The 25,634-nt window shown below is 61.1% G+C and carries 15 protein-coding genes; 7 read left to right on the top strand and 8 right to left on the bottom strand.

Annotated elements, in window-relative coordinates; translation table 11 throughout:
• The 4 genes from ptsP to treP all read right to left on the bottom strand — a co-directional run bounded on the left by ptsP (position 1) and on the right by treP (position 7,118).
• A complete protein-coding gene (gene ptsP, locus Q8X51_RS11645) occupies positions 1-2,526 on the bottom strand; it encodes a phosphoenolpyruvate--protein phosphotransferase (RefSeq protein ID WP_407693873.1) in 2,526 nt (841 codons plus the stop codon).
• A 61-nt stretch (positions 2,527-2,587) separates the two neighbouring features.
• The gene (locus tag Q8X51_RS11640; RefSeq protein WP_065947919.1) at positions 2,588-3,808 is read right to left on the bottom strand and encodes a maltoporin; all 1,221 of its coding nucleotides are present in this window, start codon (positions 3,806-3,808) and stop codon (positions 2,588-2,590) included.
• Positions 3,809-3,972: 164 nt separating this feature from the next.
• On the bottom strand, positions 3,973-5,619 hold the full coding sequence (gene treC, locus Q8X51_RS11635; protein ID WP_407693872.1) for an alpha,alpha-phosphotrehalase: 1,647 nt from the start codon (positions 5,617-5,619) through the stop codon (positions 3,973-3,975).
• Between the two features lie 56 nt (positions 5,620-5,675).
• Positions 5,676-7,118 carry a PTS system trehalose-specific EIIBC component gene (gene treP / locus Q8X51_RS11630; protein WP_074847579.1) on the bottom strand — a complete coding sequence of 481 codons (1,443 nt, stop codon included), beginning with the start codon at positions 7,116-7,118 and terminating at the stop codon, positions 5,676-5,678.
• Positions 7,119-7,356: 238 nt separating this feature from the next.
• On the opposite strand from treP, the gene treR reads away from it, so the two are divergent.
• Both treR and Q8X51_RS11620 read left to right on the top strand, forming a co-directional pair.
• Positions 7,357-8,061, top strand: a complete 705-nt coding sequence (gene treR / locus Q8X51_RS11625) for a trehalose operon repressor (RefSeq protein ID WP_027605432.1) — start codon at positions 7,357-7,359, stop codon at positions 8,059-8,061.
• Positions 8,062-8,126: 65 nt separating this feature from the next.
• On the top strand, positions 8,127-11,186 hold the full coding sequence (locus Q8X51_RS11620; protein WP_065947922.1) for a membrane-targeted effector domain-containing toxin: 3,060 nt from the start codon (positions 8,127-8,129) through the stop codon (positions 11,184-11,186).
• Between the two features lie 70 nt (positions 11,187-11,256).
• Here the strand turns inward: Q8X51_RS11620 and guaA are convergent, their stop codons facing one another.
• The 4 genes from guaA to Q8X51_RS11600 form a co-directional block, all read right to left on the bottom strand.
• Positions 11,257-12,834, bottom strand: coding sequence for a glutamine-hydrolyzing GMP synthase (gene guaA, locus Q8X51_RS11615; RefSeq protein WP_027605430.1), 1,578 nt, complete (start codon positions 12,832-12,834; stop codon positions 11,257-11,259).
• A gap of 80 nt (positions 12,835-12,914) precedes the next feature.
• On the bottom strand, positions 12,915-14,384 hold the full coding sequence (guaB, locus tag Q8X51_RS11610) for an IMP dehydrogenase (RefSeq protein ID WP_017478674.1): 1,470 nt from the start codon (positions 14,382-14,384) through the stop codon (positions 12,915-12,917).
• Between the two features lie 104 nt (positions 14,385-14,488).
• The gene (locus Q8X51_RS11605; RefSeq protein WP_065924854.1) at positions 14,489-15,037 is read right to left on the bottom strand and encodes a sugar ABC transporter ATPase; all 549 of its coding nucleotides are present in this window, start codon (positions 15,035-15,037) and stop codon (positions 14,489-14,491) included.
• Positions 15,038-15,128: 91 nt separating this feature from the next.
• Complete coding sequence (locus tag Q8X51_RS11600; RefSeq protein ID WP_065947923.1) at positions 15,129-15,896, bottom strand: sulfite exporter TauE/SafE family protein; 768 nt, start codon at positions 15,894-15,896, stop codon at positions 15,129-15,131.
• Positions 15,897-15,995: 99 nt separating this feature from the next.
• Between Q8X51_RS11600 and Q8X51_RS11595 the strand changes: the two genes are divergently transcribed.
• From Q8X51_RS11595 to leuA, 5 genes are all read left to right on the top strand, one after another.
• Positions 15,996-16,886: a LysR family transcriptional regulator gene (locus Q8X51_RS11595; RefSeq protein ID WP_407693871.1), complete on the top strand. Its 891-nt coding sequence runs from the start codon at positions 15,996-15,998 to the stop codon at positions 16,884-16,886.
• A 10-nt stretch (positions 16,887-16,896) separates the two neighbouring features.
• Entirely contained in the window at positions 16,897-18,276 is a 1,380-nt protein-coding gene (gene xseA / locus Q8X51_RS11590) for an exodeoxyribonuclease VII large subunit (protein ID WP_065924857.1), read from the top strand.
• A 3-nt stretch (positions 18,277-18,279) separates the two neighbouring features.
• Positions 18,280-19,101, top strand: coding sequence for a M23 family metallopeptidase (locus Q8X51_RS11585; RefSeq protein WP_065924858.1), 822 nt, complete (start codon positions 18,280-18,282; stop codon positions 19,099-19,101).
• A 495-nt stretch (positions 19,102-19,596) separates the two neighbouring features.
• Positions 19,597-23,517, top strand: a complete 3,921-nt coding sequence (locus Q8X51_RS11580; protein ID WP_407693870.1) for a dermonecrotic toxin domain-containing protein — start codon at positions 19,597-19,599, stop codon at positions 23,515-23,517.
• Positions 23,518-23,887: 370 nt separating this feature from the next.
• Positions 23,888-25,567 (top strand): 2-isopropylmalate synthase, encoded by a 1,680-nt coding sequence (gene leuA, locus Q8X51_RS11575; RefSeq protein WP_027605424.1) that lies wholly within the window; start codon positions 23,888-23,890, stop codon positions 25,565-25,567.
• The last annotated feature ends 67 nt before the right edge of the window (positions 25,568-25,634 follow it).

The raw sequence follows: 25,634 nt of genomic DNA, 5'->3' as shown, positions 1-25,634 counted from the left end.
TCATTTCTCCAGCACAGGTGAAGTTTCAACGGTAGCCGCGTGATATTCGCGCAAGGCCTCGCGTACCTGGACAGCTTCTTCCAGGCCCAGTACCTGACGGGCGATGGTCTGGCAGTTGGCCAGGTCCAGTTCGCGCACGGTGGCCTTGATGGTGGGGATCAGCGGCACACTGACCGACAACTCATCCACGCCCAGCCCGATCAACACCGGCACCGCCAGCGCTTCGGAGGCCAGTGCACCGCATACACCCACCCACTTGCCATGGGCGTGGGCGGCCTTGACGGTGGTGGCGATCAGGCGCAGCACCGCCGGGTGAAAGCTGTCGGCCTGGCTGGCCAGGCGCGGGTGATCACGGTCCATGGCCAGGGTGTATTGGGTCAGGTCGTTGGTACCGATGGAGAAGAAATCCACATGGGGCGCAAACACATCGGCCATCAGGGCCGCCGACGGCACCTCGATCATGATGCCCAGTTTGGGCAACGCGTTGAGCCCAAGGACCCAGGCTTCTTCTTCCAGAATCTGGCGGGCCAGGTGCAGCTCCGACAGCAGACTGACCATCGGCAACATGATATGCAGGCGTGCCAGCCCGGCACTCGCAAGGATCGCGCGCAACTGTTCACGCAACAGCTCCGGGCGCTCCAGGCACAGGCGTATGCCGCGCAGGCCCAGGAACGGGTTGGTTTCACTGTCCATCGGCACATACGCCAGGGGTTTATCGCCGCCGACGTCCAGGGTGCGCACCACCAGATTGCGCTCGGTACCCAGGGCTCGGGCGATGGCGCTGTAGGTGGCGGCCTGCTCATCCACGCTTGGGGCGCGATTGCGATCCAGGTACAAAAACTCCGAGCGCAGCAGGCCGACGCCTTCGCCCCCGAGGGCCAGGGCTTGCTCCACCTCCTGCAACGAAGCGACGTTGGCAGTCACCTCGACGTGATGGCCGTCGCGGGTAATCGCAGGCACTGACGCCTGCGCCACGTCACGCTGGCGTCGCAGCACGTGCTGCTTACGCGCAGCTTCCAGCTGTTCGATCTCGACCAGGTTGGGGGCCAGGTGCAACTCGCCTTTGTCGGCATCGAGCAGGACCTGTTTGCCATTGGCCAGCGCCAGCACTTCAAGCCCGACCCCGCATATGGCAGGCAGGCCCAGGGCCCGCGCCAGGATCGCGACATGGCTGGTCGCCCCGCCGCCGACGGTGACAAACCCCAGCACCTTTTGGGGATCGAGGCTGGCGGTTTGCGAAGGCGTCAGTTGCTCGGCGACCAGGATCGCGCGGTCGGGCAGGTCCCAGGCGCGGTCTTGAATTCCGAGGATCAGCCTCAGCACACGCTGGCCGACATCCGCGAGGTCCGCCGCACGTTCGGCCAACAGGGCATTGCCCAGGTTCTGGAACAGCTGGGCAGTGGCGACCGTGGCGCTGTTCCAGGCAAATGCGGCGCTCTTGCCTTCGGCCAGCAGGCCGTGGGCTTGTTCCAGCAGCGTCGGGTCTTCGAGCAATTCCTGATGGGCGCGGAAAATCTCCGCCTGGGCACTGCCTGCCGCCTGGGTTTGCAGGGCTTGCAGCGCTTCGGTTGCAGCCAGCAAGCCACGGTCCAAAGCGCCGCGCTCGAACGCCTCGCCAGCGCCCTGTTCAGTCACCTTCAGCTCGGGTTCAGCAACCTGGACCACCTGGCCAAACGCCGATCCCGGCGATGCGCAAACGCCTCGCAGCAGCGTCGCCGACGATACCGGCACGGGCGCTTCAAGCTGTGCAGCCGGCGCCGCAATGGCCTCGCCGCAGCCTTCAAGCAACAGCGCGACCAGAGCTTGGATCGCCGCCTCGGCATCGTCACCGGCCGCACTCACTTGCAAGGTATCGCCCTGCACGGTTTGCAGCGCCATGATCGCCACCAGCGACTTGGCGTTGGCACTCTGGGTTTGCTTGTGCAGGTAAATGCTCGCGTTAAAACCTTTCGCGGCTTGTGCAAACACGGCGGCCGGGCGCGCGTGTAAACCGTTGGCGTTGGGTAAGGTCAACGGCTTTGAGAAGCGTGCATCGCCCTCCTCCTCATCGGCCTCCTCTACCCGGTTGCCGGGCGCTACCTGCAACACCGGCTGGCCCCGTTCCACCAGGCCGCTTGCCAACGGCGTGAACGGCTCGCCGCTGACCACCAGCATCAAGGTCAGCAAACTGCGTGCGTGGAGTGCCACATAGTCGGCATCGAATTCGATCAAGGCTTGCCCGGCTTCTACCCGCTGGCCTTCCTCGACCAGGCGGGTGAAGCCCTTGCCGGCCAGGCTCACGGTGTCCAGGCCGATATGCATCAGCACCTGCACGCCGTTGTCGTCGGTGACGCTGACCGCATGCCCACTGTCCTGGATATTGCTGATCACCCCGGCCAGGGGGGCGCACAGGGTCTGCGAGGTGGGATCGATGCACAGGCCGTCGCCGATCATGCGGCTGGCGAACACCGGGTCAGGCACCTTGTCCAGTGCCAGCAGCACGCCGGACAAGGGCGCCAGCAGTTCCAGGGGTTGAGTTGCGGTCATGACGTCACCTGCTGTTTTGTTCTGTAAAGATCCTTGGGTGGATGCCTATCCCATGGATGACTTATTTCCACCAGTATTCAACCTGCACGCCAACGTTCGACCCATGCCGCGCGGTGCCATAGGCGCCGGTGTCGGACAACGCCGAGCCCGCCGCCAGTTCATTCGCTGCACGCTTGGCCGCTTCGTTCCAGGTCGCATAGGTGTAGTACAAACGCACTTCCGGCCGCGCCCAGAAATCCGGGCCGTTGGGCGACCAGGTCGGGGCAAAGGTAAATTTGCTCAGCTTGCGCGTGCCGCCGGTGGCATCGACCTGATCATGCCCAAGCTCGGTGACCAACTTGAATTGTTCGCTGATCGCATACGCAGGGCGCACGCCGATGGACATCCAGGTCTGGTCCTGGCTGCCGGGGCGAATATCCTTCTGGTACACCGCCTCGATCTGCCCACCAAAACGCGGGGTCACCTGCCAGTCGAAGAACTCCACGGCGCGATAACTTTTGCTGCTGTTATCCAGGAAGGTATTGCCGGTGTAGCCCAGGCCGGTGCCGGGGCCTTCGCCGTACTGCAAAGCGAATTTGTTCTTGCCGCCCAGGAAGTTTTTTTGCACATGCTGCGCGGTGAGCGCCCAGCCGCTGTGGGTGTCGCGCCCGCCGGCCTTTTCGATATGGCTCAAGCCCAGCTCCAGCTCGCCGCCGGGGTTGGTCTTGAAGCCCGCGACGTTGAAGTCGTGACGGGTGGCGTATTCCTTCTGGTACAGGTTGTCCTTGCGCGAAATGGCGTAGCTGTACTTGAGGTCGCCGATCAGCACGTCCTCGATACCGCCGCCGGTGGCGCTCTGGTTCCAGTAGTAGAAGTCGGAAATATGGATGTCATTGCGTTTGTAGTAACGCCGACCGGCCCACAGCGAACCGCCATTGAGGGCAGGCAGGTTCGACCACTGCGCATACATCTGCGGCATGCGCGCCGAGCCGTTGTCTTCGCCCTGGAATTTAAGGGCGCGGTCGTATTGGTTGTACAGCGACGCCATGGCGTCGACGCTGAGCACCGAGCCATCGTCGAGGGTCAGCAGGTCCTGACGCAGTTCCAGTTCGGCGTACTGCTCGCATTCGTTGCCCAGTCGGTATTTGGTTTGCGCCCCCGGCAACTGGAAACATTGCTGCTTGCCACTGCCTGTCGACGTCCCCGCGCCGCTGCGCAAGTAACCGGCAAATTCCAGGGCCTGCGCGCCGAATGGCAGGCTCAGGCAGGATGCAACGAGGCCCAGCTTTATTGTTGTTTTCATGAATGCTCCTTCTATTTTTATTGTTTTATTACTGTCCTTGCACGACACGATTCCCTGTAGGAGCGAGCTTGCTCGCGAAGAACGCCAACGATTACGCAGCGATACTGGTTTAACGCGGCGCTCTCAGGTTTTTCGCGAGCAAGCTCGCTCCTACAGGGGGCGTATCAATCAATCAGGTGCAGCACGAACGATTCGTAGGGACGCAAGACGACCGTGGCCGAGCGTCGCGGGCAGTCGGGGTAGTTGCTGATCAGCAGGCGTTGCTCGGTCGCGGCGTCGATCACGTCGCCAGGCAGCTGGACCTCACAGGGCTGGCCATAGAAGTTGTTCAGCACCAGCAGGCGCTCGCCGTGGCCTTCGCGCAGGTACGCCCAGACCTGCAAATGGTCTTGCAGCAGTTGGCGGTAAACCCCCTCTTGAATCAGCGGTTCGTGACGGCGCAGGGCGATCAGTGCGCGGTAGTGATGCAGCACGGAGTCGGGATCGTCGCGCTGGTGTTCAACGTTGATCTGCGCGGCATTCGCCGGGAGGCCGATCCAGGGCTCGCCGCTACTGAAACCCGCATTCGGCTGCGCGTTCCACTGCATCGGCGTACGGCCGTTGTCGCGGGACTTCTGCATGATCGCCGCCATGCTCGCCGCTTCGGATTCACCGGCATCGCGCTTGAGGCGGAAGATGTTCAGGGTCTCCACATCGCGGTACTGATCGATGCTGTCGAAGCCCGGATTGGTCATGCCCAGTTCTTCGCCCTGGTACACGAACGGCGTGCCCTGGAGGAAGTGCAGCGCGGTGGCGAGCATCTTGGCCGAGACCACGCGATGCTCACCGTCGTCACCAAACCGCGAGACCACCCGGGGTTGATCGTGGTTACACCAGAACAGCGCGTTCCAGCCGCCACCGGCCTGCATGCCCAGTTGCCAGTCGGAGAGGATCTGCTTGAGTTGCAGGAAGTCGAAGTCAGCCTTCACCCACTTCTGCAGGTTCGGGTAATCGACTTTCAGGTGATGAAAGTTGAAGGTCATCGACAGCTCTTTCGACTCTGGCCGCGAGTAGCGAATGCAATGCTCAAGGCTGGTGGACGACATCTCGCCGACGTTGATCAGGTCATGGCCTTCAAAGACTTCGCGGTGCATCTCCTGCAGATATTCATGCACGTTCGGGCCGTCGGTGTAGAAGCGGCGGCCGTCGCTGTTGTCTTCGGGGAAGTCGGCGGGCTTGGAGATCAGGTTGATCACGTCCAGGCGGAAACCGCCCACGCCCTTGTCGCGCCAGAAGCGCATCAACTTGAACACCTCGGCACGCACCTGGGGGTTGTCCCAATTGAGGTCGGCCTGGGTGTGGTCGAACAGGTGCAGGAAGTACTGGCCGGTTTGCGCCTCGTATTCCCAGGCCGAACCGCCGAACTTGGACTCCCAGTTGTTCGGCTGGTCCCGCCAGATGTAGAAGTCGCGGTAGGGGTTGTCGAGGCTGCTGCGCGCCTGCTGGAACCACTCATGCTCGATGGAGGTGTGGTTGACCACAATGTCGAGCATCAGCTTGATGCCACGCTTGGCCGCTTCGCTGATCAGCAGGTCGCAGTCGGCCATGGTCCCGTAGCTGGGGTCGATGGCGTAGTAGTCGCTGATGTCGTAGCCGTTGTCCCGTTGCGGCGAGCGCAGGAACGGGGTGATCCACAGGCAATCCACGCCCAGCCATTTGAGGTAGTCGAGTTTGTCCACGATGCCCAGCAGGTCACCGGTGGCGTTACCCGCGTGGCTGTGGAAGCTCTTGGGGTAGATCTGGTAGATCACCGAGTGTTGCCAGTCTTGCATGGTGGGTTCCTTCAGTAGAGTTTTGTGCTGGCCTCTCGGGCCTCGATGGCGATTGATCAGGCGACGCGATAACCCGGCCGAACAATCTTCATGCTCAACGCACAGGTCAGTACAAACGGCACGACCATCGCGATGACCATCCCGATCACAAACATCGCGATGGATTGCGGCACGATCGAGATAAACCCAGGTAAACCACCGACGCCGATGGCCGAGGCCTGCACCTTGTTCAGCGACAGGAAAATGCTGCCCAGCGCCGAGCCCACCAGGGCCGCGTAAAACGGAAACTTGAAGCGCAGGTTCACCCCGAACATCGCCGGTTCCGTGATGCCGAAGTACGCGGAAATCGCTGAGGTCGAGGCCATGCTTTTATCCCGCGCATTGCGGGTGGTGTAGAACACCGCGAGCGCGGCGCTGCCCTGGGCCAGGTTGGACATCACGATCATCGGCCAGATAAACGTGCCGCCCTGGGTGGAGATCAGTTGCAGGTCCACGGCGAGGAACATGTGGTGCATGCCGGTGATCACCAGCGGCGCGTACAGCAGCCCGAAAATCGCTCCGCCAACCATCGGCGCCAGGTCAAACAGGGTGACCACGCCTTCGGTGATCAGGATGCCGAGGTGACGGGTCACCGGGCCGATGATCGCCAACGCGAGCACGCCGGTGACGACGATGGTGGTGATTGGCACGACCAGCAATTGAATGGCGTTGGGCACGCGAGCGCGCAGCCATTTCTCGATGACGCTCATGACATACGCCGCCATCAGGATCGGCAGGATCTGCCCCTGGTAGCCGACTTTCTCGATCTTGAACCAACCGAAAATATCGAAGTACGGCAGGCTCTGGCCGTCGAGCCCGGCGACCGCCTTGCCGTAGTTCCAGGCATTGAGCAGATCGGGATGCACCAGCATCAGGCCGAGCACGATGCCGAGGATTTCACTGCCGCCAAAGCGCTTGGCCGCCGACCAACCCACCAACGCCGGCAGGAACACGAACGAGGTGTTGGCCATCAGGTTGATCAGGCTCCACAGGCCATCCAGGTTCGGATACGCCTCCAGCAGCGTCTGGCCCTCGATGAACATGCCCTTGGCGCCCATCAGGTTGTTCACGCCCATCAGCAGGCCGGCGATGATCAACGCGGGCAGGATCGGCATGAACACATCGGAGAACACCCGTACCAGGCGCTGCATGGCGTTGGTCTTGTCGGCGCCCTTCTTCTTCACATCGGCGATGGTGGCGGCGGCGAGGCCGGTCTGTTCGCGCAGGGCGGCGTAGACCTTTTCCACTTCGCCGGGGCCGATCACCACCTGGAACAAACCGCCGGTGAAGAACGAGCCCTTGACCAGATCGACCTGGTTCAACGCGCTGTTGTTGACCAGGCTCGGATCCTTGAGCGCCAGGCGCAGGCGGGTCACGCAGTGGGCAGCTTGCTCAAGGTTGTCGCTGCCCCCGAGGTGCTCGAGGATCTCGCGGGCAATGTTGGAATAGTCGTGGCTCATGCTTGGTTTCCACTTTGATTTTTTTTATTGGGGGCAGTCATTGGCAGCACGCCGAAGGCAAAAGTACTCGTACAGACGAGTTAAAGCAACAACTCGTCTGTACGAGTTTGATTTTGTTTATTCCCTGCAGGACACCGCTGCGCTGCAAGCCGCAGAAATCCATGGGTCTAATGGACAAACTCCCGCTCTGCCTCTAAGGTTCCTGCCTTGAACGCCAACGCGGCACAGAGCCCTATCCATGAGCAAATACAACCAGATCTATACCGATCTGCTTGCCAGCATCACCACCGAACGCCTGCAACGCGGCACGCGCCTGCCCTCCGAAACCGAATTGATGGACAGCTACCAGGCCAGCCGAGGCACCGTGCGTCGCGCCATCGAGCAACTGCAGGAACGTGGGTTTGCGCAAAAGATCCACGGCAAGGGCACCTTCGTGCTCTCGCCCAACCCGATTGAGTTCCAACTCGGCGGCATCGTCAGCTTCCACGAAACCCACGCCGACCTGGGCGATGACGTACGCACCGAAGTGGTCGAATTCACCCAGCTCCCCCTGGAAGGCCCATTGTTGCAACACATCGAGGCCGAACCCGGCAGCCTCATCACACGCATCAAACGGGTACGGCGCATCGGCGGCAAACGGGTGATCCTCGACATCAACCACTTCGTCGCCGACCTGATCCCAGGCCTGGACCAGGCGATCGCCGAACAGTCGATCTACGCCTTCATCGAGCAGACCTTGCAACTGCAGATCAGCTACGCCCAGCGCACCATCGAAGCCCTGCCCCGCAGCAAGGACGACCAGACGCACCTGGACCTCGAAGGGCAAAGCCATGTGATCGTGGTGAGCAACCAGACGTTTTTGCAGGACGGGCGACAGTTCGAGTACACCGAGTCGCGGCATACGTTGGATAAGTTTTACTTCTCCGATATCGCCAGGCGCTAACTATCTACCCATCGCCCGTCTAAACGGCTTGGCATGCTCGGCTCTTCCCCCTTAAGGAGAGCAGCATGCCGCTTGCCGACACCTCCCCCGCCGCTCAGCAACAACTCAGGGCCCTGGCGCCCATCGTGCTGGATGCGTGCCCGAACATGCAGAGGATGGCCATCGAGGCCGCCCGCGAGATTCTCGCAAAACACGGTCTGGCGACCCTGGATCCCGATCACGTGCACTGGCACCGCTTCACCGGCGGTGTCGGTGACCCGGCGACGTTTACGGGCTGGAGCCACAACGAAAAACCCCAGGCGTCGATGACGCTGACGCAGCTGGTCATTCACCGCTTCGAGGTACATGACCAGGACAATGCCGACCTGCTCGACGGTGATGGTGGCTTTTATCGCGAGGGTGCCGAGGCGCGGTTATTCGATCAGCATAACGAAGTGCGGCTGTCCGCCAGCGCGGTGCTCAAGGACTTCTGGGCGATCAATTTCAGCGATCGCTACACCACGCGCATGGATGCATTCTGGAGCGCTCACTTCGATGATTTTCGCACCCTGGCCAAGGTCAACTGCCTGGCCGAGGCCCTGCAAGCACGACAGGCCGGGGATCTCACCACGTCGCAGTTGCAGACGGTGATTCGGGCCCTGGCCAGCAATCTGTGCTGGCCCCCAACCCTGTCCAACCTGCAGGCCAAGGCCACTTCAGCCGGCGGGCTGCGTGTGGCGGCGCTGGATATCGGTGGACATACCGCCACGGATATCCTGCGCATCGTCGACGGCGATGGGCGGCAAATCCTTTATGTACCGGGCGAGTCACAGGCCTTCCACTGTTTCGAGACCCCTGCCGACCTGCATTTCTGGCTGCTGAACCAGACCAGCCACCCGGATAACCGCGCCCGCTTCATGGCCCATTTCCCGCTGTCGGCGCAGATCCAGCAGGACGACACCGCTGCCGTGACGTGGAAACAGATGCTGCTCACCCCCGTGCTGATCTATCGCACCGCCCAGGCCCTGGCGGGTACCCTGCCGCCGGACTGGGTGGACAAGGGCCTGTCCCACCAACTCGACCAGTTGTTTGTCGACTGGGGCACCTGGGACCACCGCCTGATCAATCAAGCCGACCAGGCCATCGAGGACGATGCCTTTACCTGGCTGGCGCAATCGAGTCAGACGCGCATGCGCAATGACGCGGATTTTTCCCTGCGCAGCAATGGCGACCTGCGCAAGAAACTCTGGATCGGCTACCTGAACGCCTTTGGCAAAACCTTTGGCCCGATGGCCGTGGTCGGCTGGCCGGTGGCGTTGGTGGTCGTGGGGGCCAGTGCGGCAAATCTTGGCCTGAACATCGACCAGGCCATCAACGGCAAGACCCCGGCCGAACGCCACGCCGGGGAGCTGGGCGCGGTATTCAGTGCCATCGATACGCTGTTTAACCTGGCACTGTTGAAAGCCGACGGGGTCATGCCCGATATCGCCGAAGCGGCCGACACCCTCGCAGTGGAGCCCATTGAGTTGACGCCGCCCACAGCGCCCGCCAGCGCACCGCCGGTGCCTGAGCCTGCGGTACCTGCCACCTACCAGGCCAACCTGATACTGGAAGGAGAACACCTGGATACCGCCCCCGGAAAATTCCAGCAGGTCTATAGCCTGCGGACCTCCGACGGCATGCCTCAGCAAGCCATCCTGATGAACGATCAAGCCTATTACGTGCGCTACGAAGCCGACCCCAACGGTCGTGGGCATTGGGCGATTGTCGACCCGAACAACCCCCATGGCTTTTCCGGCGCGCTGCCGGTGCGCCTGAACGAACTCAACGAATGGGAACCTGTGCCCCACAGCAACGGCTTGAAAGGCGGCGGGGGAAACTCCAGCAAAAGCGCCCGGGGGCCGGCCCCCTCGCGGGTCCCGCCACCGCCACAAGCGATGACCACGCCACCCCACTCGCTGCGCAGGGTGACCAGCCCCTTCGATACCCCGCCATCCACCCGCCCGGAAGTGAAACGCTGGGCAATGGGCCTCACTGAAACCCATGTTCACAGCCGCTTCGGCCGTATTGACCGCTTCACCTACTACTTCGGCGAAACGCACCGCAAACTGCTGCAATCGGCGCAAGACTTCTACAAGGAACTGTCCTGGACCCGCCTGCCACCTCGTCCGGACATCCCCGCCTTTGAACCGACAACGGCCTTCGAAGAAGTCCTCGAACGCCTGCCCGAAGACCTACCGGGCTACGTCATCGGCGAAACCCTGGACCGTATCAGCAGCACCCGCCTGCTGATCAACAACATGCCGCTCTTCGCGCGCAAGGGCGTGAAAACCCTGTATATGCGGCGCCTGCTCAACGACTTCGCCCAGGATGATCTGAACCACTACTTCCAGACCGGCAAGATGCCGGAGGACCTGGAAAGCTACCTTGGCAAGCTGGGCACCGATCCATCCGGGCAGTTCAATGAACTGGAACTGGTCAAGACCGCCAGGGCCAATGGCATACGCGTGCAGGCTATCGATTGCGCAGCCCATTACAAATACCCCACCCCTATCGCCGATCTTTCAGAGCAGGTGATGAGCAATTACCTCGCCCACCTCCTTATCCAAGCCGACATAGCGCTGAACGGCGGCGGTAAATGGCTGGTACTGACCGGGGCCAGAAACATCAATACCTTTAATGGATTCGCCGGTCTCAGTGAACTGGAAGGAGGTATCGGGCTGCGTATAGAAGAGGTCTTTCCGGGGCAAGGCAACGAGGTGCGTATCGACCCCGGCATCGCCATTGATCGCGACAACGCCCCCAGTCATGAAAGCGTCGGCGACAGCTTCGACACCTTGAATGCCGACCTACGCGTACAAGTGGAAGCCCCGCCGGTGCACAGGACGCTGGAGCAACAGCAGCGACTGCTGTTTCGCAAGGGCATGTACCTGATCGACAAAAACCAGGGCAACTACACCCTGCGGCACCACAGCAGAGACAGGGGCATCGTTGCGACCCCCATCAATCGACTGGCCGACGGCAGCTTTTACATCGACCGCCCGGCCTGGGCAGGCGTGCATGACATACGGTTCCCCACGCTGGAACAGCTGTCCAGCGCCCTTACCAATATGGGCATGAGCCTGCAAAGTCGGCTTCCTGCCTGACAGGCAATAAAAAACCTGGCCGAGGCCAGGTTTTTACTCACTCAACGCAGGCCATTCAGGCTCGCCTTGCTTATTCCCACTCAATCGTCGCCGGCGGCTTGCTCGACACGTCATAAGTAACGCGCGAAATACCTTCGATCTCATTGATGATACGGCCGCTGACGGTTTCCAGCAGTTCGTACGGCAGGTGTGCCCAACGGGCGGTCATGAAGTCGATGGTTTCCACGGCACGCAGGGCCACGACCCAGGCGTAACGACGGCCATCGCCTACAACGCCTACGGACTTAACCGGCTGGAACACCACGAACGCCTGGCTGACCTTGTGGTACCAGTCGGCCTTGCGCAGTTCTTCGATGAAGATGTGGTCGGCACGGCGCAGCAGGTCGGCGTATTCCTTTTTCACTTCACCGAGGATGCGCACGCCCAGGCCCGGGCCGGGGAATGGATGGCGGTAGACCATATCGTACGGCAGGCCGAGTTCCAGGCCCAGACGGCGGACTTCGTCCTTGAACAGTTCGCGCAGCGGTTCTACCAGCTTGAGGTTCATTTCCTCAGGCAGGCCACCCACGTTGTGGTGGGACTTGATCACGTGGGCCTTGCCGCTCTTGGCACCGGCCGACTCGATCACGTCGGGGTAGATGGTGCCTTGGGCGAGGTACTTGATGTTATCCAGTTTGTTGGACTGGGCATCGAATACGTCGATGAAGGTACGACCGATGATCTTGCGCTTCTTCTCCGGGTCGGATTCGCCGGCCAGGTTGTTCAAGAACTGCTCTTCGGCGTTGGCGCGGATCACCTTGACGCCCATGTTCTCGGCGAACATGGCCATTACCTGCTCGCCTTCGTGCAGGCGCAGCAGGCCGTTGTCGACGAACACGCAGGTCAGTTGGTCGCCGATGGCCTTGTGCAGCAGCGCAGCGACCACGGAGGAGTCAACGCCGCCGGACAGGCCGAGCAGCACGTTGTCGGTGCCGACCTGGGCGCGTACGTTGGCGATCGCGTCTTCAGCGATTTTCGACGGGGTCCACAGGGCTTCACACTCGCAGATGTCGAGGATGAAGCGCGACAGGATGCGCCCGCCTTGCTTGGTGTGGGTCACTTCCGGGTGGAACTGCACGCCGTAGTAACGACGCTCGTCGCTGAACATGCCAGCGATCGGGCAGCTCGGGGTGCTGGCCAGGATGTGGAAGTCTTCCGGCATCCTGGTGACCTTGTCACCGTGGCTCATCCATACGTCGAGGCCGAACAGGCCATCGGCGTCGATGTGGTCTTCGATGCCGTCCAGCAGGCGGCTCTTGCCGACCACGTCGACACGGGCATAACCGAATTCACGCAGCTCGGAACCTTCAACCTTGCCGCCCAGTTGCTCGGCCATGGTCTGCATGCCGTAGCAGATACCAAAGACAGGAACGCCCAGGTCGAACACGGCTTGCGGGCAACGCGGGCTGTTGGCTTCGTGCACGGACTCGGGGCCACCGGCGAGGATGACGCCTTTCGGTGCGAATTCGCGAATCGCTTCGTCATCCATGTCGAACGGGTGCAGTTCGCAGTACACGCCGATTTCACGCACGCGGCGGGCGATCAGTTGGGTGTACTGGGAACCGAAGTCGAGGATCAGGATGCGGTGGGCGTGAATGTCGAGGGCCATGAAGTCAGTCTCGTCTAATGAATCAGAAACAACTCGGGGCTGAAGAACAGCCCCGGTTACTTAACATTTTGCTGGAAGCCTCAACCTACGCGGTAGTTTGGCGCTTCCTTGGTGATCTGCACGTCGTGGACATGGGATTCAGCCATGCCTGCGCCGGTGATCCGTACGAACTCTGGCTTGGTGCGCATTTCTTCGATGTCGGCGCTGCCGGTGTAGCCCATCGAGGAACGCAGGCCGCCCATCAGTTGATGGATGATGGCGCTCAGGGTGCCCTTGTACGGCACACGGCCTTCGATGCCTTCCGGCACGAGCTTCTCGGCGCCTGCCGAGGAGTCCTGGAAGTAACGGTCGGAAGAGCCTTGCGCCTGGGACATGGCGCCCAGCGAACCCATGCCGCGGTAAGCCTTGTAGGAACGGCCCTGGAACAGTTCGATCTCGCCCGGCGCTTCTTCGGTACCGGCGAACATCGAGCCCATCATTACGCAGGAAGCACCGGCAACGATGGCCTTGGACAGGTCACCGGAGAAACGGATGCCGCCGTCGGCGATCAACGGTACGCCAGTGCCTTCAAGGGCCGCGGCGACGTTGGCGATGGCGCTGATTTGCGGCACGCCCACACCGGCAACGATACGCGTGGTGCAGATCGAGCCAGGGCCGATACCGACCTTGACCGCATCGGCACCGGCTTCGGCCAGGGCCTTGGCGGCCGCGCCGGTGGCAATATTGCCGCCGATCACCTGCACCTCAGGGAAGTTCTGCTTGACCCAGCGAACGCGGTCGATCACGCCTTTGGAGTGACCGTGGGCAGTGTCGACCACTACCACGTCAACGCCGGCAGCCACCAGGGCCGCCACGCGGTCGCCAGTGTCTTTGCCGGTACCGACCGCAGCGCCGACGCGCAGACGACCTTGGTCATCCTTGCTGGCCAGCGGGTAAGCTTTGGCTTTTTCGATGTCATTGACGGTCATCATCCCTTTGAGGGCGAATTTGTCGTCGACGATCAGCACGCGCTCGATGCGGTGCTTGTGCAGCAGTTCGCGCACGTCGTTCTTGTCGGCGCCTTCCTTGACAGTCACGAGGCGCTCTTTAGGCGTCATCACTTCGCGGACGGTGACTTCAAGACGGTTCTCGAAACGCACGTCACGGGAAGTGACGATGCCGACCAGGTCGCCATCGTGCAGTACCGGAACGCCGGAGATGTTGTGCAGGCGAGTCAGGTCGAACAGGTCACGCACGGTAGCGTCGGCTTCGATGGTGATCGGATCCTTCACCACACCGGCTTCGTAACGCTTGACCTTGCGCACTTCGGCAGCTTGCTGCTCGATGGTCATGTTCTTGTGGATGATGCCGATGCCGCCTTCCTGGGCCATGGCAATGGCCAGACGGGCTTCGGTGACGGTGTCCATGGCAGCGGAAACCAGGGGAATATTCAGCTCGATGCCACGGGTTAGGCGGGTCTTGAGACTGACTTCGTTAGGAAGCACCTCGGAATAACCGGGCACTAGGAGAATGTCGTCGAATGTCAGAGCTTCTTGGCTGATACGCAGCATCGCGGGGGCTCCCGAGCGGGAAAATGGAAGCGCGCCATTATACTCAGACACCCCCCAGGTCTCAATGTAAAACTCTGACATATTTGGGAATAGTGATAGAAGGACTACAGCTCGACTTTGACCCAGCTGATCTTCTGGTCCAGCCAATCGGCGAATTCGTCGATAAAGCTCTGCTTGAACCCCGCCTCCGCCCAGTTGTTGAAGATGAACCCCAGGTTGGAAAACCCGCACGCCTGCAGGAACAGAAAACCGTTGATGTCATCTTCATGCCCACACAGCGGGCAGGTGAAGTTGTCGGTGTGGCCGGGCATCCAGTCTTCCAGGCTTTCGAACAGCGCCTCGCCGACTTCCTTGAGGCATTCCGGGCAGCCGGCTTCTTCGAGAAAGCCCTTGGCCGGGGTATAGATGCAGCGCTTGTAGATGATCTCCAGGCCGTTGACCGGCTCGTTGAACGGCAGCGCCTCGGGGTGCAGCACCACGGCGCGGGCGCCGTCGGCCAGGGCATAGGCCATGCGGTTGCCGGTGCGGCCACAGGTGGTCAGTTCTTCCTTGATGATGTTCTTGCGCACCAGCCACCGCACGATCGCCCGGGCGCGGGGTTCGTGGACGGGCAAGGTGGAGATTTTCGGGACAAGGATGCTTTGGGAATTCATGGGAGACCTGCGGCGTGGCTTCTGGCCTCATCGCGGACAAGCCCGCGATGAGGCCCGGGAGGACGGCAGCTTAATCCCTGAAGAAATCAGGTCAAGTGCTCAAGTACCGCCCAATCAACGCAATGCCACTGGCCAGCACCAACCACGTCACCAGCCGGACGAAGGCCTCACGGGACATGCGCATGGTCAGCCTGCGCCCACACCACAGCCCCAGGGCCATCGCCGGCAGCAGGCACAGCGCCAACATCAACAGCGGCCAGTCAGCATACACCCCGGCGATCAGGAACAGGCTCAGGCGCACCACCGTGCTGCAACTGATCAGCGCGCTTTGGGTGGCGCGCGCCGCGTCCTTGGGCAAGCGGCTGTTGAGGTAGATTGCATATAAAAAGCCACCACTGCCGAACAACGCACCGAACAACCCACCTACGGTGCCCATGGGGATCGACCAGCCAGCGGCCAGCTGCGTTGGCCGGGTTTTCACCGCCAGGCTGTAGATCGCATAGGCGCTGATAAACAGCCCCATCAGCAGCAGCAACAGGTCCGAATGCAGGTTGAGCAGAAACACCACGCCCAGGGTGCAGCCAATCGCCATGCACGGCAGCAATCGCAGCAGCTCCGGCTTGTTCACGTCCCGGCGCGTTTGCAGCAGGCCGCCGAAGGCCGCGACGAAATCCAGCAGCACCAGCAGCGGGATGATCTTCGACAGCGGCATAAACACAATCAGGATCGGCCCCGCCACCAGCGCCGTGCCAAAACCGGCGATGCCGAACACGATATAGGCCACCACCACGCCCAGGCCGATCACCAGCCAATCCATACCACCAAACGACCACTGACTCATCAGCTCAACCGGGCTCATGGGTAATTCCTTATTGGAGATGACCATCACTTTAGCCATCGGTAAGGGATGCGACTAATATCTTCAAGGCCCTCCACCTATCTCGAAAAGGCATGACGTGTGATCTCCACCCGCCAACTGCGTTACTTCGTCGAAATCGCCGACAGCGGCAGCTTCAGTGCCGCCGCCGAACGTTTGTTCGTGGCGCAATCGGCCCTGAGCCGGCAGATCAAGGAGCTGGAAAACCAACTGCGAACCCCGCTGTTCGAACGCACCGCGCGCCAGCCGCGGCTGACTGCCGCCGGTGAAGCCTTCTATCCACGGGCGCGCAACCTGCTGGGCGAATTGCTCAAGGCCAGCCAGATGGCGACCCAAGTGGGCAACGGCGAATTGGGCACACTGCGCCTCAGCCATTCGAGCACCGTGCCGATGAGCGGGCCTTTACTGCAAGGCATCGGCACCTGGCTGGAGCGCTGCCCTGGGGTGTCGATGGATATCGGCAAACTGTCCTCCGAAGCGCAGCTGGAAGAAATCGCCGACGGTCGCCTGGAAGTCGGGGTGCTGCGTTTACCCGTGCTGCGCCAGCGCGAAGGTGTACGGGTCATGCCTTTATACAGCGAACCCCTGCTGCTGGCCGTGCCTGCGAGTCATGCGCTGGCACGCAGCCAGGCGCCCATCGAACTGGAGCAACTGAAAGACCAGGCGTTTATCTCGATCCCCCATCCCCAGCGTGGCGGCCTGAGTTATCTGTCGGCCGAACTGTGCATGCGTGCGGGATTTTTCCCCAAGGCCGCGCGAGTGATGTCACGCAAAACCACCCAGTTGCAGTTGATCCAGGCCGGTTTCGGTATAGCCTTGCTGCCAAAGTCCATGCAGGACATTGCCCCCGCCAACGTGCACTTTTTGCCCCTGGCCGACCCGGACTGCCTGAACACCGTCGCCCTGGCCTGCCAGCAGTCACCGAGCGCGTTGGTGGAGCAGTTCTGTCAAACCCTGCACGAATGCCTATAAACTGCCGCCCATGATTAAAGATCCCTTTGCCCGCTTGGGCCTGGACCGCGAAGTCCTGACTGTCAGCCAGCTCAACGGCCGCGCGCGGGTGTTGCTGGAAGACGTGTTCACCAATATCTGGGTCGAAGGCGAGATCTCCAACCTCGCCCGCCCGGCCTCCGGCCATGTGTACTTCACCCTCAAGGACAGTGGCGCCCAGGTGCGTTGTGCGCTGTTTCGCAATAACGCCGCGCGGGTCCGCCAGGCGTTGAAGGATGGCCTGGCGGTGAAGGTACGCGGCAAGGTCTCGCTGTTCGAGGGCCGTGGCGACTACCAGTTGATCCTCGATACCGTCGAACCCGCCGGGGATGGCGCGCTGCGCCTGGCCTTCGATGCCCTGAAGGAAAAACTCAGCGCCGAGGGCCTGTTCAGTGCCGAACGCAAGGTGCCGCTGCCCGCGCACCCGCGCCGCATCGGCATTATCAGTTCGCCCACCGGTGCGGTGATCCGCGACATCATCAGCGTGTTCCGTCGTCGCGCGCCCCAGGTGCAATTGACGTTGATCCCCACCGCCGTACAAGGCCGCGAAGCGATCCCGCAGATTGTGCGCGCGCTGAAGCTGGCGGATGCCCGTGGCTTTGACGCGCTGATCCTGGCCCGTGGCGGCGGTTCGCTGGAAGACCTCTGGTGCTTCAACGAAGAAGCCGTGGCGCGGGCAGTGGATGCTTGCGTGACGCCAATCGTCAGTGCCGTCGGCCATGAAACCGATGTGTCCATCAGCGATTTCGTTGCCGACGTACGCGCGCCCACACCTTCGGCGGCCGCTGAGTTGCTGGCCCCCGACGCCGGCAACCTGGTGCGCCAGGTCGAAAGCCTGCACCGCCGCTTGGTGATGCTGATGCGCAATCGCCTGACCCACGACCGCCTGCGCCTGGAAGGCATGGCCCGGCGCCTGCGGCACCCCGGCGAACGTCTGCGCCAGCAGGCCCAGCGCCTGGATGACCTGGATATGCGCCTGCGCCGCGCCTTCGAGCGCAGCCTCAATACCCGCCGCGAACGCCTGATCCGCCTGGAAACCCGTCTCGCCGGCCAGCATCCGGGGCGCCAGTTGGCCCTGCTGCGCCAGCGCCTGGACAGCCTTGCCGAACGCCTGCCCCGCGCCATGCGCGAAGGCCTCAAGGCGCGTCGCCTGCAACTGCAAAGCCAGGTGCAGACGTTGCACGTAGTCAGCCCGCTGGCAACCTTGGGCCGTGGCTACAGCATTTTGCTCGACGAGCGTGGCCAGGCCATCCGCAACGCCGCACAGACCCACACCGGCCAGCGCCTCACCGCGCGCCTCGGTGAAGGCCAATTGCAGGTGCGGGTGGAAGATAACCACCTGACCCCCGTCACCCTTTCGTTATTGGATTGATTGATGCCACGTTTCTTTAGTGTGTTGCTGCTGCTATGCCTCGCCGTTAACGCTCATGCCGACAGCTATATCAGCCGTACCTTGAACAAGCCGGTGCCCGGCGGCGTTGCGGTGGTTGAACTGGGCCCTTCGGCTACCGCGCCGAAAGCCACGTACCAGGGCAAACCCGTGCTGGTGGTGAAGGAGCAGGACAACTGGCTGGCGATTGTCGGCATCCCGCTGACGGTCAAGCCGGGCAACGAGCGCATCAGCAGCGGCGGGCGCAGCCTGCCGTTTATCGTCGGCTACAAGAAATACCCGGAACAGCGCATCACCCTGAAGAACAAAAGCCAGGTCAACCCCGACCCGGCGCAGCTCAAGCGCATCGAGGGCGAGTTGGCCGTGCAGCTCAAGGCCTATCGCAGTTTCAGCCCGAACCTGCCGAGCAACCTGGTGCTGGACAAACCGGTGAACGGGCCGCTGTCGAGCAAGTTTGGCGTACGCCGTTTCTTCAACGATGAAGAGCGCAATCCTCATTCGGGCCTGGACTTTGCCGTGCCGGCCGGTACACCGATCAAGACGCCGGCGAACGGTAAGGTGATTCTGACCGGCAACTACTTCTTCAATGGCAATACCGTGTTTGTCGACCACGGCCAAGGCTTTATCAGCATGTTCTGCCATATGTCGAAGATCGATGTAAAAGTCGGCGATCAACTGGTGCGCGGTACGGTGGTGGGCAAGGTCGGCTCGACGGGCCGTGCGACCGGGCCGCATATGCATTGGAATATCAGCCTCAATGACGCACGGGTCGATCCTGCGATATTTATCGGCGCCTTCCAGCCCTGATACGCGGCAGCGCATTCAGCCCGGTCTGGACGTTCAAACCCCACGTATAGACCGGTCACTGACGACCGCCCTCTTTCAACAACCATGGCGCCGATTTCGACACAGTGCGTCGCCATTCCCGCCTATTTTCGAAGGAACCGTCATCGCTTGACTTGCCACCCACACATCGAATCCCAGGGAGGACAATTCGCTCACAAGGACACATAAAGCAAGTCTTGTGGAGTTTCCTTAATGCATATCTCTGACTTCAGGCCCGCGCAACCCCAAACCGTTATTCCCCCTTCTCGCCCTGCATCATCTACGCCAACAGCCCAGAACGACAGCCCAGGCCCACAACCCGCCCCCGCCAGGTCTCGTTCGTCCGTACGGGGACTCGCCAGCCTCTCCGCCCCTTACTCATCGGGCATAAACCCCGCCACTGCCATCCGCAGCCCTCTCTCGAATCACTTCAAGATCGGCGATCTGCAGCTACTGAATGAACAGTACTCCAGCCTCATGGACGAGATGGCCTCACAGCAACGCCAGCGTCCTGATTTCAAAAACTTTTTGCAGACACGGCTGGCACAGGCGTTTCCTCAACTGAATCCCCTCGACCCGGACAAGGTTTCGTTCAATAGCTATACGTCAAACAACGGCGTAGAACAGTTGAAATCCTCCGAGCCGATAATGACTGCCTTGAGCCGTGCGATTCGGGAAATCTATGCCAACCCGAGCAAACAGCTATTCGAGACACCGGGGGTCAGGACCGAATTTGTGACCCGGCCAGCGCCCGATGAGGCAGTCAATGTCCTCCAGCCCACCGGCTCGCTGCACACCATCGCCAGGAGCATTGCCACCGAGTACGCTCAGACGCTTCGGGAATACTGGACTACGCCCCAGCTCTCAGCGAACTCGCCCTCGCCACAGGACCAACTGCTATGGGTCCACAAACATCAACTGTCGACCCTGGCAGCCATCCGCAAGATGGACGGCACGCTGAGCCCGGCCAGTAAAGAGTTGATCGACAACGCGCTGCGCTACCCGTCTCTAGAGGAACGGGAAAGTAAACTGCCTGACGGATCAAGGCCCGGTGTGTACCCCATCACCATTGATGACGGCACAGTACAGGGTGCAGCCTTCGCCGGTGCGTTCATGATCACCAGCAAGGATGGCTCTTCAGCGTCCACCCCGACCTGGCCTGCCACCGGTCGGGAGATTAAGCTCAACGACCAGAATGGCCCCGTGGTGCTCTATACCCCCAGCGAAGGTTTCGAGGAATTCGCAACCCCGGCACTGTTACGCGAAGCATTGGCGCAACGGCTCGACAGCGGCGGGCCGGCCGCCGAGCTGTTGAGGCAAAGCCTGCCGCTTTCGCTGCAAAACCGCGCGTCGCCGCCTACGGGGGATGACTTGATGCTAGGCGTGGCCCCCCTGGCCGGGGATGTGCAGGCAGAGGGGATAAATTTGCTGCTCCAGCGCCAGGGCGCGGAAGTCGATGCGTTGATGGCCAGGACATTCACCCCGCAGCGGCCATCAAGCCCCACATCAACGCTGGGGCCGACGCTCATGACGGCCCTGGATGATGCCGCTGACTGGTCGGCACAAGTCGACGGCAGCAACGCCATGCTTGCGCGTAACGAGAAATTGGCCGAGAAAGGCCAGCCGGGCTGGTTGAAAAACCTCAGCCCCGCTCAAGAATTGCTCTACAGCCACTTGGAAGGGAAAGCGACAAAGAGCGCTGAACAACTCGCCCCCCTGCTGGAAAACATTCCGTCCTTATCCAGCTTTGCCACGTCGCAAATGAATGAGGCGCTGAAACAGGCTTACCCCCAGGCCAATGTGGACGCCGATCAACTGATGGTTAAAGTAGTCACCAAGACGCGTTTCCACCTCGGTCGCTCCGGCATTCCACAACCCCCCTCCACTACCATCACCTATCTGTCACTGTCCGACCTGGCCCTGAAAAACCCAAGCCACTGGGAAATGGGCGAAAGCCACAAGCACACCGAAACCACCATGACCCTGGCGCTGCAAGACACCAAGGGCTCACCGGTTCCAGATGATCAGAGGCGGCCGATCACCCTCGATACACAACAACTCAAGCACCTGGTCTACACCGCAGATGTGGGTGGCGAATACACCAAGCTGCTGGAGACGCGCATGGCGCCGGATGCCGCATCGGGGCCGGCTGCTGATTTACACAAGGCGTGGAAAGCCAGCAATGCCGACTTGATGGTGAAAGAAGCCTTCCTGGCACAACTCAACCCCGGTGGGTTCCAAGCCGATGCCAGCACCGACAAGACCTTGAAGCGGGGCCTACAGTGGATCAACGCGGTTCTGGATCATCCGGATCCGGCCCAGCGTGCGAAGGTGGATGGACAAACGATTGTTGCCAACACCCTGCTCCAGCTGGGCCTACCGGTTCGCGGCGTGATGGTCATCGGCAATCAAACCGACGCTTCTGTGGTGCTCTACAGCCCCGGAGCCCCCGACGGACTGGCGTTCAGGGAACTGCCCAACCTGGACGCATTGACGACGCTGCTGGAGAAGAAAGAATGGCAGGCCTATACCCAGAGCAGAAAATCGCCAACGGAAAAGGACGATTTTCAGCAATCCGTGGACGCTGCGCGCCGAGTCGTCACCAGTGGGGGCACCGACCTTCTTGCAGCCGCCGAGGTTCTTGACAAAGGAAGAAAAAGCCTCGCTGGTTCCATAACCCTAAAGCCGATGGAAACAGACATCCACGATGAATTGTTCACTCAACAGACGCGCTTGCTAATCGATAAAGCCGACTTCCAGTCAACCAGCAGCGCAGAAGTGAACGCCGAATCGACGCGTAACAAGATCATGTTTGGCGTGGAGGTGGGCAGCCTGTTTCTGGACTTCATACCAGTCATCGGCAAGGGCATTTCTACCGGGGTAAAGGTGGGCAGTCGGCTCGGCCGAGCGGCACTGAAAACCATCCAGGGCAATGCCCGGCACTTGCCAGGTGGACTGCTCACACGCGGCGGCCGGGTCAACCTTTTCGCCGACTTCACCGCGCTTGCATCAGGCCTGCCCCATGTGCCGAGCACGCCTTTGCGTCCGGTGTTTCGCGCGGCGGGAACGCCCGTCCCCGCCGCTCCCGTCGCAAGGTCGCTGCTCACCCAGGGAACGCCCCCGCCCGGCGCGCCTGTCCCGCCTGCCGTCCCTTCGACCAGCGCGGGCATCAGGGCGTCCCAGGCAATCCCCAGCCCCGTCGCGCAATCCGTTACGCCACCGCGAGACCTGAGCGCCTATTCCGTCCCTGAAGACACGCTTAGAGGCGTCAGACCAGACGCCAATGGCATTTATCAAGTGGGAGAAAACTGTTACATCCGCTATACCGACAGCACCGGAATCAACCGCCCCTACCAGATTTATTCTGTGTTCAACGCCAGGCATGGGCGGGTCAGTATTATCGATCCCAAAGTGCCGTCGGATGCCCCCAGCATCTACAAGAATGTGGCGTTCATGGAATCAACCGGGACAGGGGAATGGCGCCTGAGTGAGTTGCCCGGCGCCAAGAGGCACAGAGGACGAACTTCACCACCGGGCGACGAATATATGGATCGCGTGCTCAGTGGCAAAGCGGCCAGAGACTTCGACGGGAACGCGGCCACCACCGGGCAACTGAGGCGTTGGTTCAGGCGTGACGTGCAGGACTTCTTTGCCCGCATGAGTGCGGGGCAACTGCCGGCACGGCCTGCCATTCCAGCCATCCCTGACAATGCGACGTCGGCCCAGCTGATTAAATCGACCTTGGCGCCAGCCGATGTAAATGGCCTGGTCATAGGCGAACTTCACGACGAGCCAGGGGGCTACAAGTTCATCATTGAAAACATGGCGAACTTAAAAGCAAACGGAGTCACAACGATTTATCTCGAAAATGCCCCGTACTTCGAGGGCTCTCCAGTGTTCGGCGCCGGCGCCTATCAACCTCAGGATGCGAGATATGCCTATCCCCGCCCTTACGATTACTCAACCTATGCACCAAACAGTCCGACCCCGTATGACCTCATTCAGGAAGCCGACAAACACGGCATTAAGGTCATAGGGCTCGAGCATCCTTACCTCACAGCCCATAGCGATAACTTCGCGGCCAGGGCTGGTAACCAAGGCTACGTCCAAGAGCGCTTGTCAGACTTCAATTACTACGCGACAAAAATCATTGGGAAGACACCACCGGGGGAGAAATGGGTGGCGTTGGTTGGCAACGCGCACATGAATACGGCCGCCGGTGTTCCAGGGGTTGCCGAGTTGAACAAAGGGGTCGGAATCTCGATTATCGAGGCTCCCCAGGGCGCAAAAAGCTTGGCGATCCCCCGAGCCGCGAAAGACACTACCTCCCCAAGTTTCGCCGATTTACAACCGGATATTGAATTCAAGCAAAACGTTGATGATCTACGACTACCGTAGCAGGCAACCCAGGATGCCGTACCGGCGCTAACGTCGCCGTACGGCAACCACCCATTGCGCACCCACGAAGATGAGCAAAATAAAAACCAAAAAAAACCACAAAATAAACAATAAAAAACTACAAAAATGCGAAACCGTAGATTTTCTATCAATTTTTCTTGAGCGCTTGCCATCTCCTATCCCCCGCAGGTAGGGTTAAATCCATGAAAACCTCTCACACCCTCATCCAGCTTCGCCAGCACCGCAGCCTGTGCCTCGTCAGCGCACGACTGCCAGGCTGAATCGATCTGCCTCGTCTTTACGTTTTATCCCTAAAAACAGTTCTACGGCAGGCCGCCTTTTCTCGGCCCCTACAACAAAGGATTTCCCGATGAGCATGCTCAAAGACCCGTCTTCGAAGTACCGCGCGTTTCCGACCATCGATATCCCGGACCGCACCTGGCCTTCCAAAACCATCACCACCGCGCCGATCTGGTGCAGTTCCGACCTGCGTGATGGCAACCAGTCGCTGATCGAGCCGATGGACGCGGTGAAAAAGCTGCGCTTCTGGAAGACCCTGGTCGCGGTCGGCGTGAAGGAAATCGAGGCGTCGTTCCCTGCCGCATCGCAAACCGACTTCGACTTCGTGCGTACCCTGATCGAAGACAACCACATCCCCGAGGACACCACCATCCAGGTGCTGACCCAGGGCCGTGAAGACTTGATCGCACGCACCTTCGAATCCCTGCGCGGCGCCAAAAAGGCCATCGTGCACCTGTACAACGCCACATCGCCGTCGTTCCGCCGCATCGTGTTCAACCAGGACAAGGACGGCATCAAGGCCATCGCGGTCAACGCGGCCAAGCTGTTCGTCAAGTACGCCGCCCAGCAGCCGGAAACCCAGTGGACCTTCGAGTACTCGCCGGAGACTTTCAGCGCTACCGAACTGGAGTTCGCCAAGGAAGTCTGCGATGCCGTGATCGAGGTCTGGAACCCGACGCCTGAGCACAAGATGATCCTCAACCTGCCAGCCACCGTCGAGTGCGCGACGCCGAACATCTATGCCGACCAGATCGAGTGGTTCGGTCGCCATATCAACCGTCGCGACAGCGTGATCATCAGCCTGCACACCCACAACGACCGCGGCACCGGCGTAGCCGCCACCGAGCTGGGCCTGATGGCCGGCGCGGACCGTGTCGAGGGTTGCCTGTTCGGTAACGGCGAGCGTACCGGTAACGTCGACCTCGTCACCGTGGCCTTGAACATGTACACCCAGGGCCTCGACCCGCAGCTGGACTTCTCCGACATCGACGGCGTGCGTAAAGTCGTCGAGGAGTGCAACCAGATCCAGGTACACCCACGTCATCCGTACGTCGGCGATCTGGTGCACACCGCCTTCTCCGGTTCTCACCAGGACGCGATCCGCAAAGGCTTCTCCCAGCAGAAAGAGGATGCGCTGTGGGAAGTGCCGTACTTGCCGATCGATCCGGCCGATATCGGTCGCAGCTACGAGGCGGTGATTCGGGTGAACAGCCAGTCGGGCAAAGGCGGCATCGCCTACCTGCTGGAGCAGGAATACGACATCAGCTTGCCGCGCCGCATGCAGATCGAATTCAGCCAGGTGGTCCAGGCCGAAACCGACCGTGTGGGCCTGGAGATGACCGCACCGCAGATCTACGCGTTGCTGCAGCGTGAATACCTGCAAGCCAACACTCCGTACGCGCTGGTCAGCCATCGCCTGCAGGAAGAAAACGGCAACAGCTTTGTCGAAGTGGAAGTCTCGGGCAAGGGCCAGGGCGAAACCAACCTGCACTGGAAAGGCAAAGGCAACGGCGCACTGGAAGCCCTGGTAGCCGGCCTGCCGATTGGGGTGGAGATCATGGACTACAACGAACATGCCATCGGCGCGGGCACCAACGCCAAGGCCGCGGCCTATATCGAGCTGCGTGTGAACGGTGAACGCCCGGTGCATGGCGTGGGTATTGATGAAAACATCACCACGGCGAGCTTCAAGGCACTGTTCAGTGCGCTGAACCGCTCGTTGAGCCAGCAGGAAGCGAAAGCGGCGTAACCTTCGCCGTCATACAGAAGGCCCCTGGGTGAGAACCCAGGGGCCTTTTTTATTGAGTTTCAGATTT

The sequence above is a fragment of the Pseudomonas sp. Yb2C2 genome, assembly GCF_052112325.1.
Lineage (GTDB): Bacteria > Pseudomonadota > Gammaproteobacteria > Pseudomonadales > Pseudomonadaceae > Aquipseudomonas > Aquipseudomonas marginalis.
Note: the sequence above shows the minus strand (reverse complement) of the source record. Positions and strands in the feature narration are given on the sequence as shown.

Bases quoted from the DNA above. Each gene is read 5' to 3' on its own strand.
- guaA (WP_027605430.1), bottom strand. From the start codon at position 12,834: ATGGCCCTCGACATTCACGCCCACCGCATCCTGATCCTCGACTTCGGT.
- Q8X51_RS11580 (WP_407693870.1), top strand. From the start codon at position 19,597: ATGGACGAGATGGCCTCACAGCAACGCCAGCGTCCTGATTTCAAAAAC.
- Q8X51_RS11620 (WP_065947922.1), top strand. From the start codon at position 8,127: ATGCCGCTTGCCGACACCTCCCCCGCCGCTCAGCAACAACTCAGGGCC.
- leuA (WP_027605424.1), top strand. From the start codon at position 23,888: ATGAGCATGCTCAAAGACCCGTCTTCGAAGTACCGCGCGTTTCCGACC.
- xseA (WP_065924857.1), top strand. From the start codon at position 16,897: ATGATTAAAGATCCCTTTGCCCGCTTGGGCCTGGACCGCGAAGTCCTG.
- treC (WP_407693872.1), bottom strand. From the start codon at position 5,619: ATGCAAGACTGGCAACACTCGGTGATCTACCAGATCTACCCCAAGAGC.
- treR (WP_027605432.1), top strand. From the start codon at position 7,357: ATGAGCAAATACAACCAGATCTATACCGATCTGCTTGCCAGCATCACC.
- Q8X51_RS11600 (WP_065947923.1), bottom strand. From the start codon at position 15,896: ATGAGCCCGGTTGAGCTGATGAGTCAGTGGTCGTTTGGTGGTATGGAT.
- treP (WP_074847579.1), bottom strand. From the start codon at position 7,118: ATGAGCCACGACTATTCCAACATTGCCCGCGAGATCCTCGAGCACCTC.
- Q8X51_RS11585 (WP_065924858.1), top strand. From the start codon at position 18,280: ATGCCACGTTTCTTTAGTGTGTTGCTGCTGCTATGCCTCGCCGTTAAC.
- guaB (WP_017478674.1), bottom strand. From the start codon at position 14,384: ATGCTGCGTATCAGCCAAGAAGCTCTGACATTCGACGACATTCTCCTA.
- Q8X51_RS11605 (WP_065924854.1), bottom strand. From the start codon at position 15,037: ATGAATTCCCAAAGCATCCTTGTCCCGAAAATCTCCACCTTGCCCGTC.
- Q8X51_RS11640 (WP_065947919.1), bottom strand. From the start codon at position 3,808: ATGAAAACAACAATAAAGCTGGGCCTCGTTGCATCCTGCCTGAGCCTG.
- ptsP (WP_407693873.1), bottom strand. From the start codon at position 2,526: ATGACCGCAACTCAACCCCTGGAACTGCTGGCGCCCTTGTCCGGCGTG.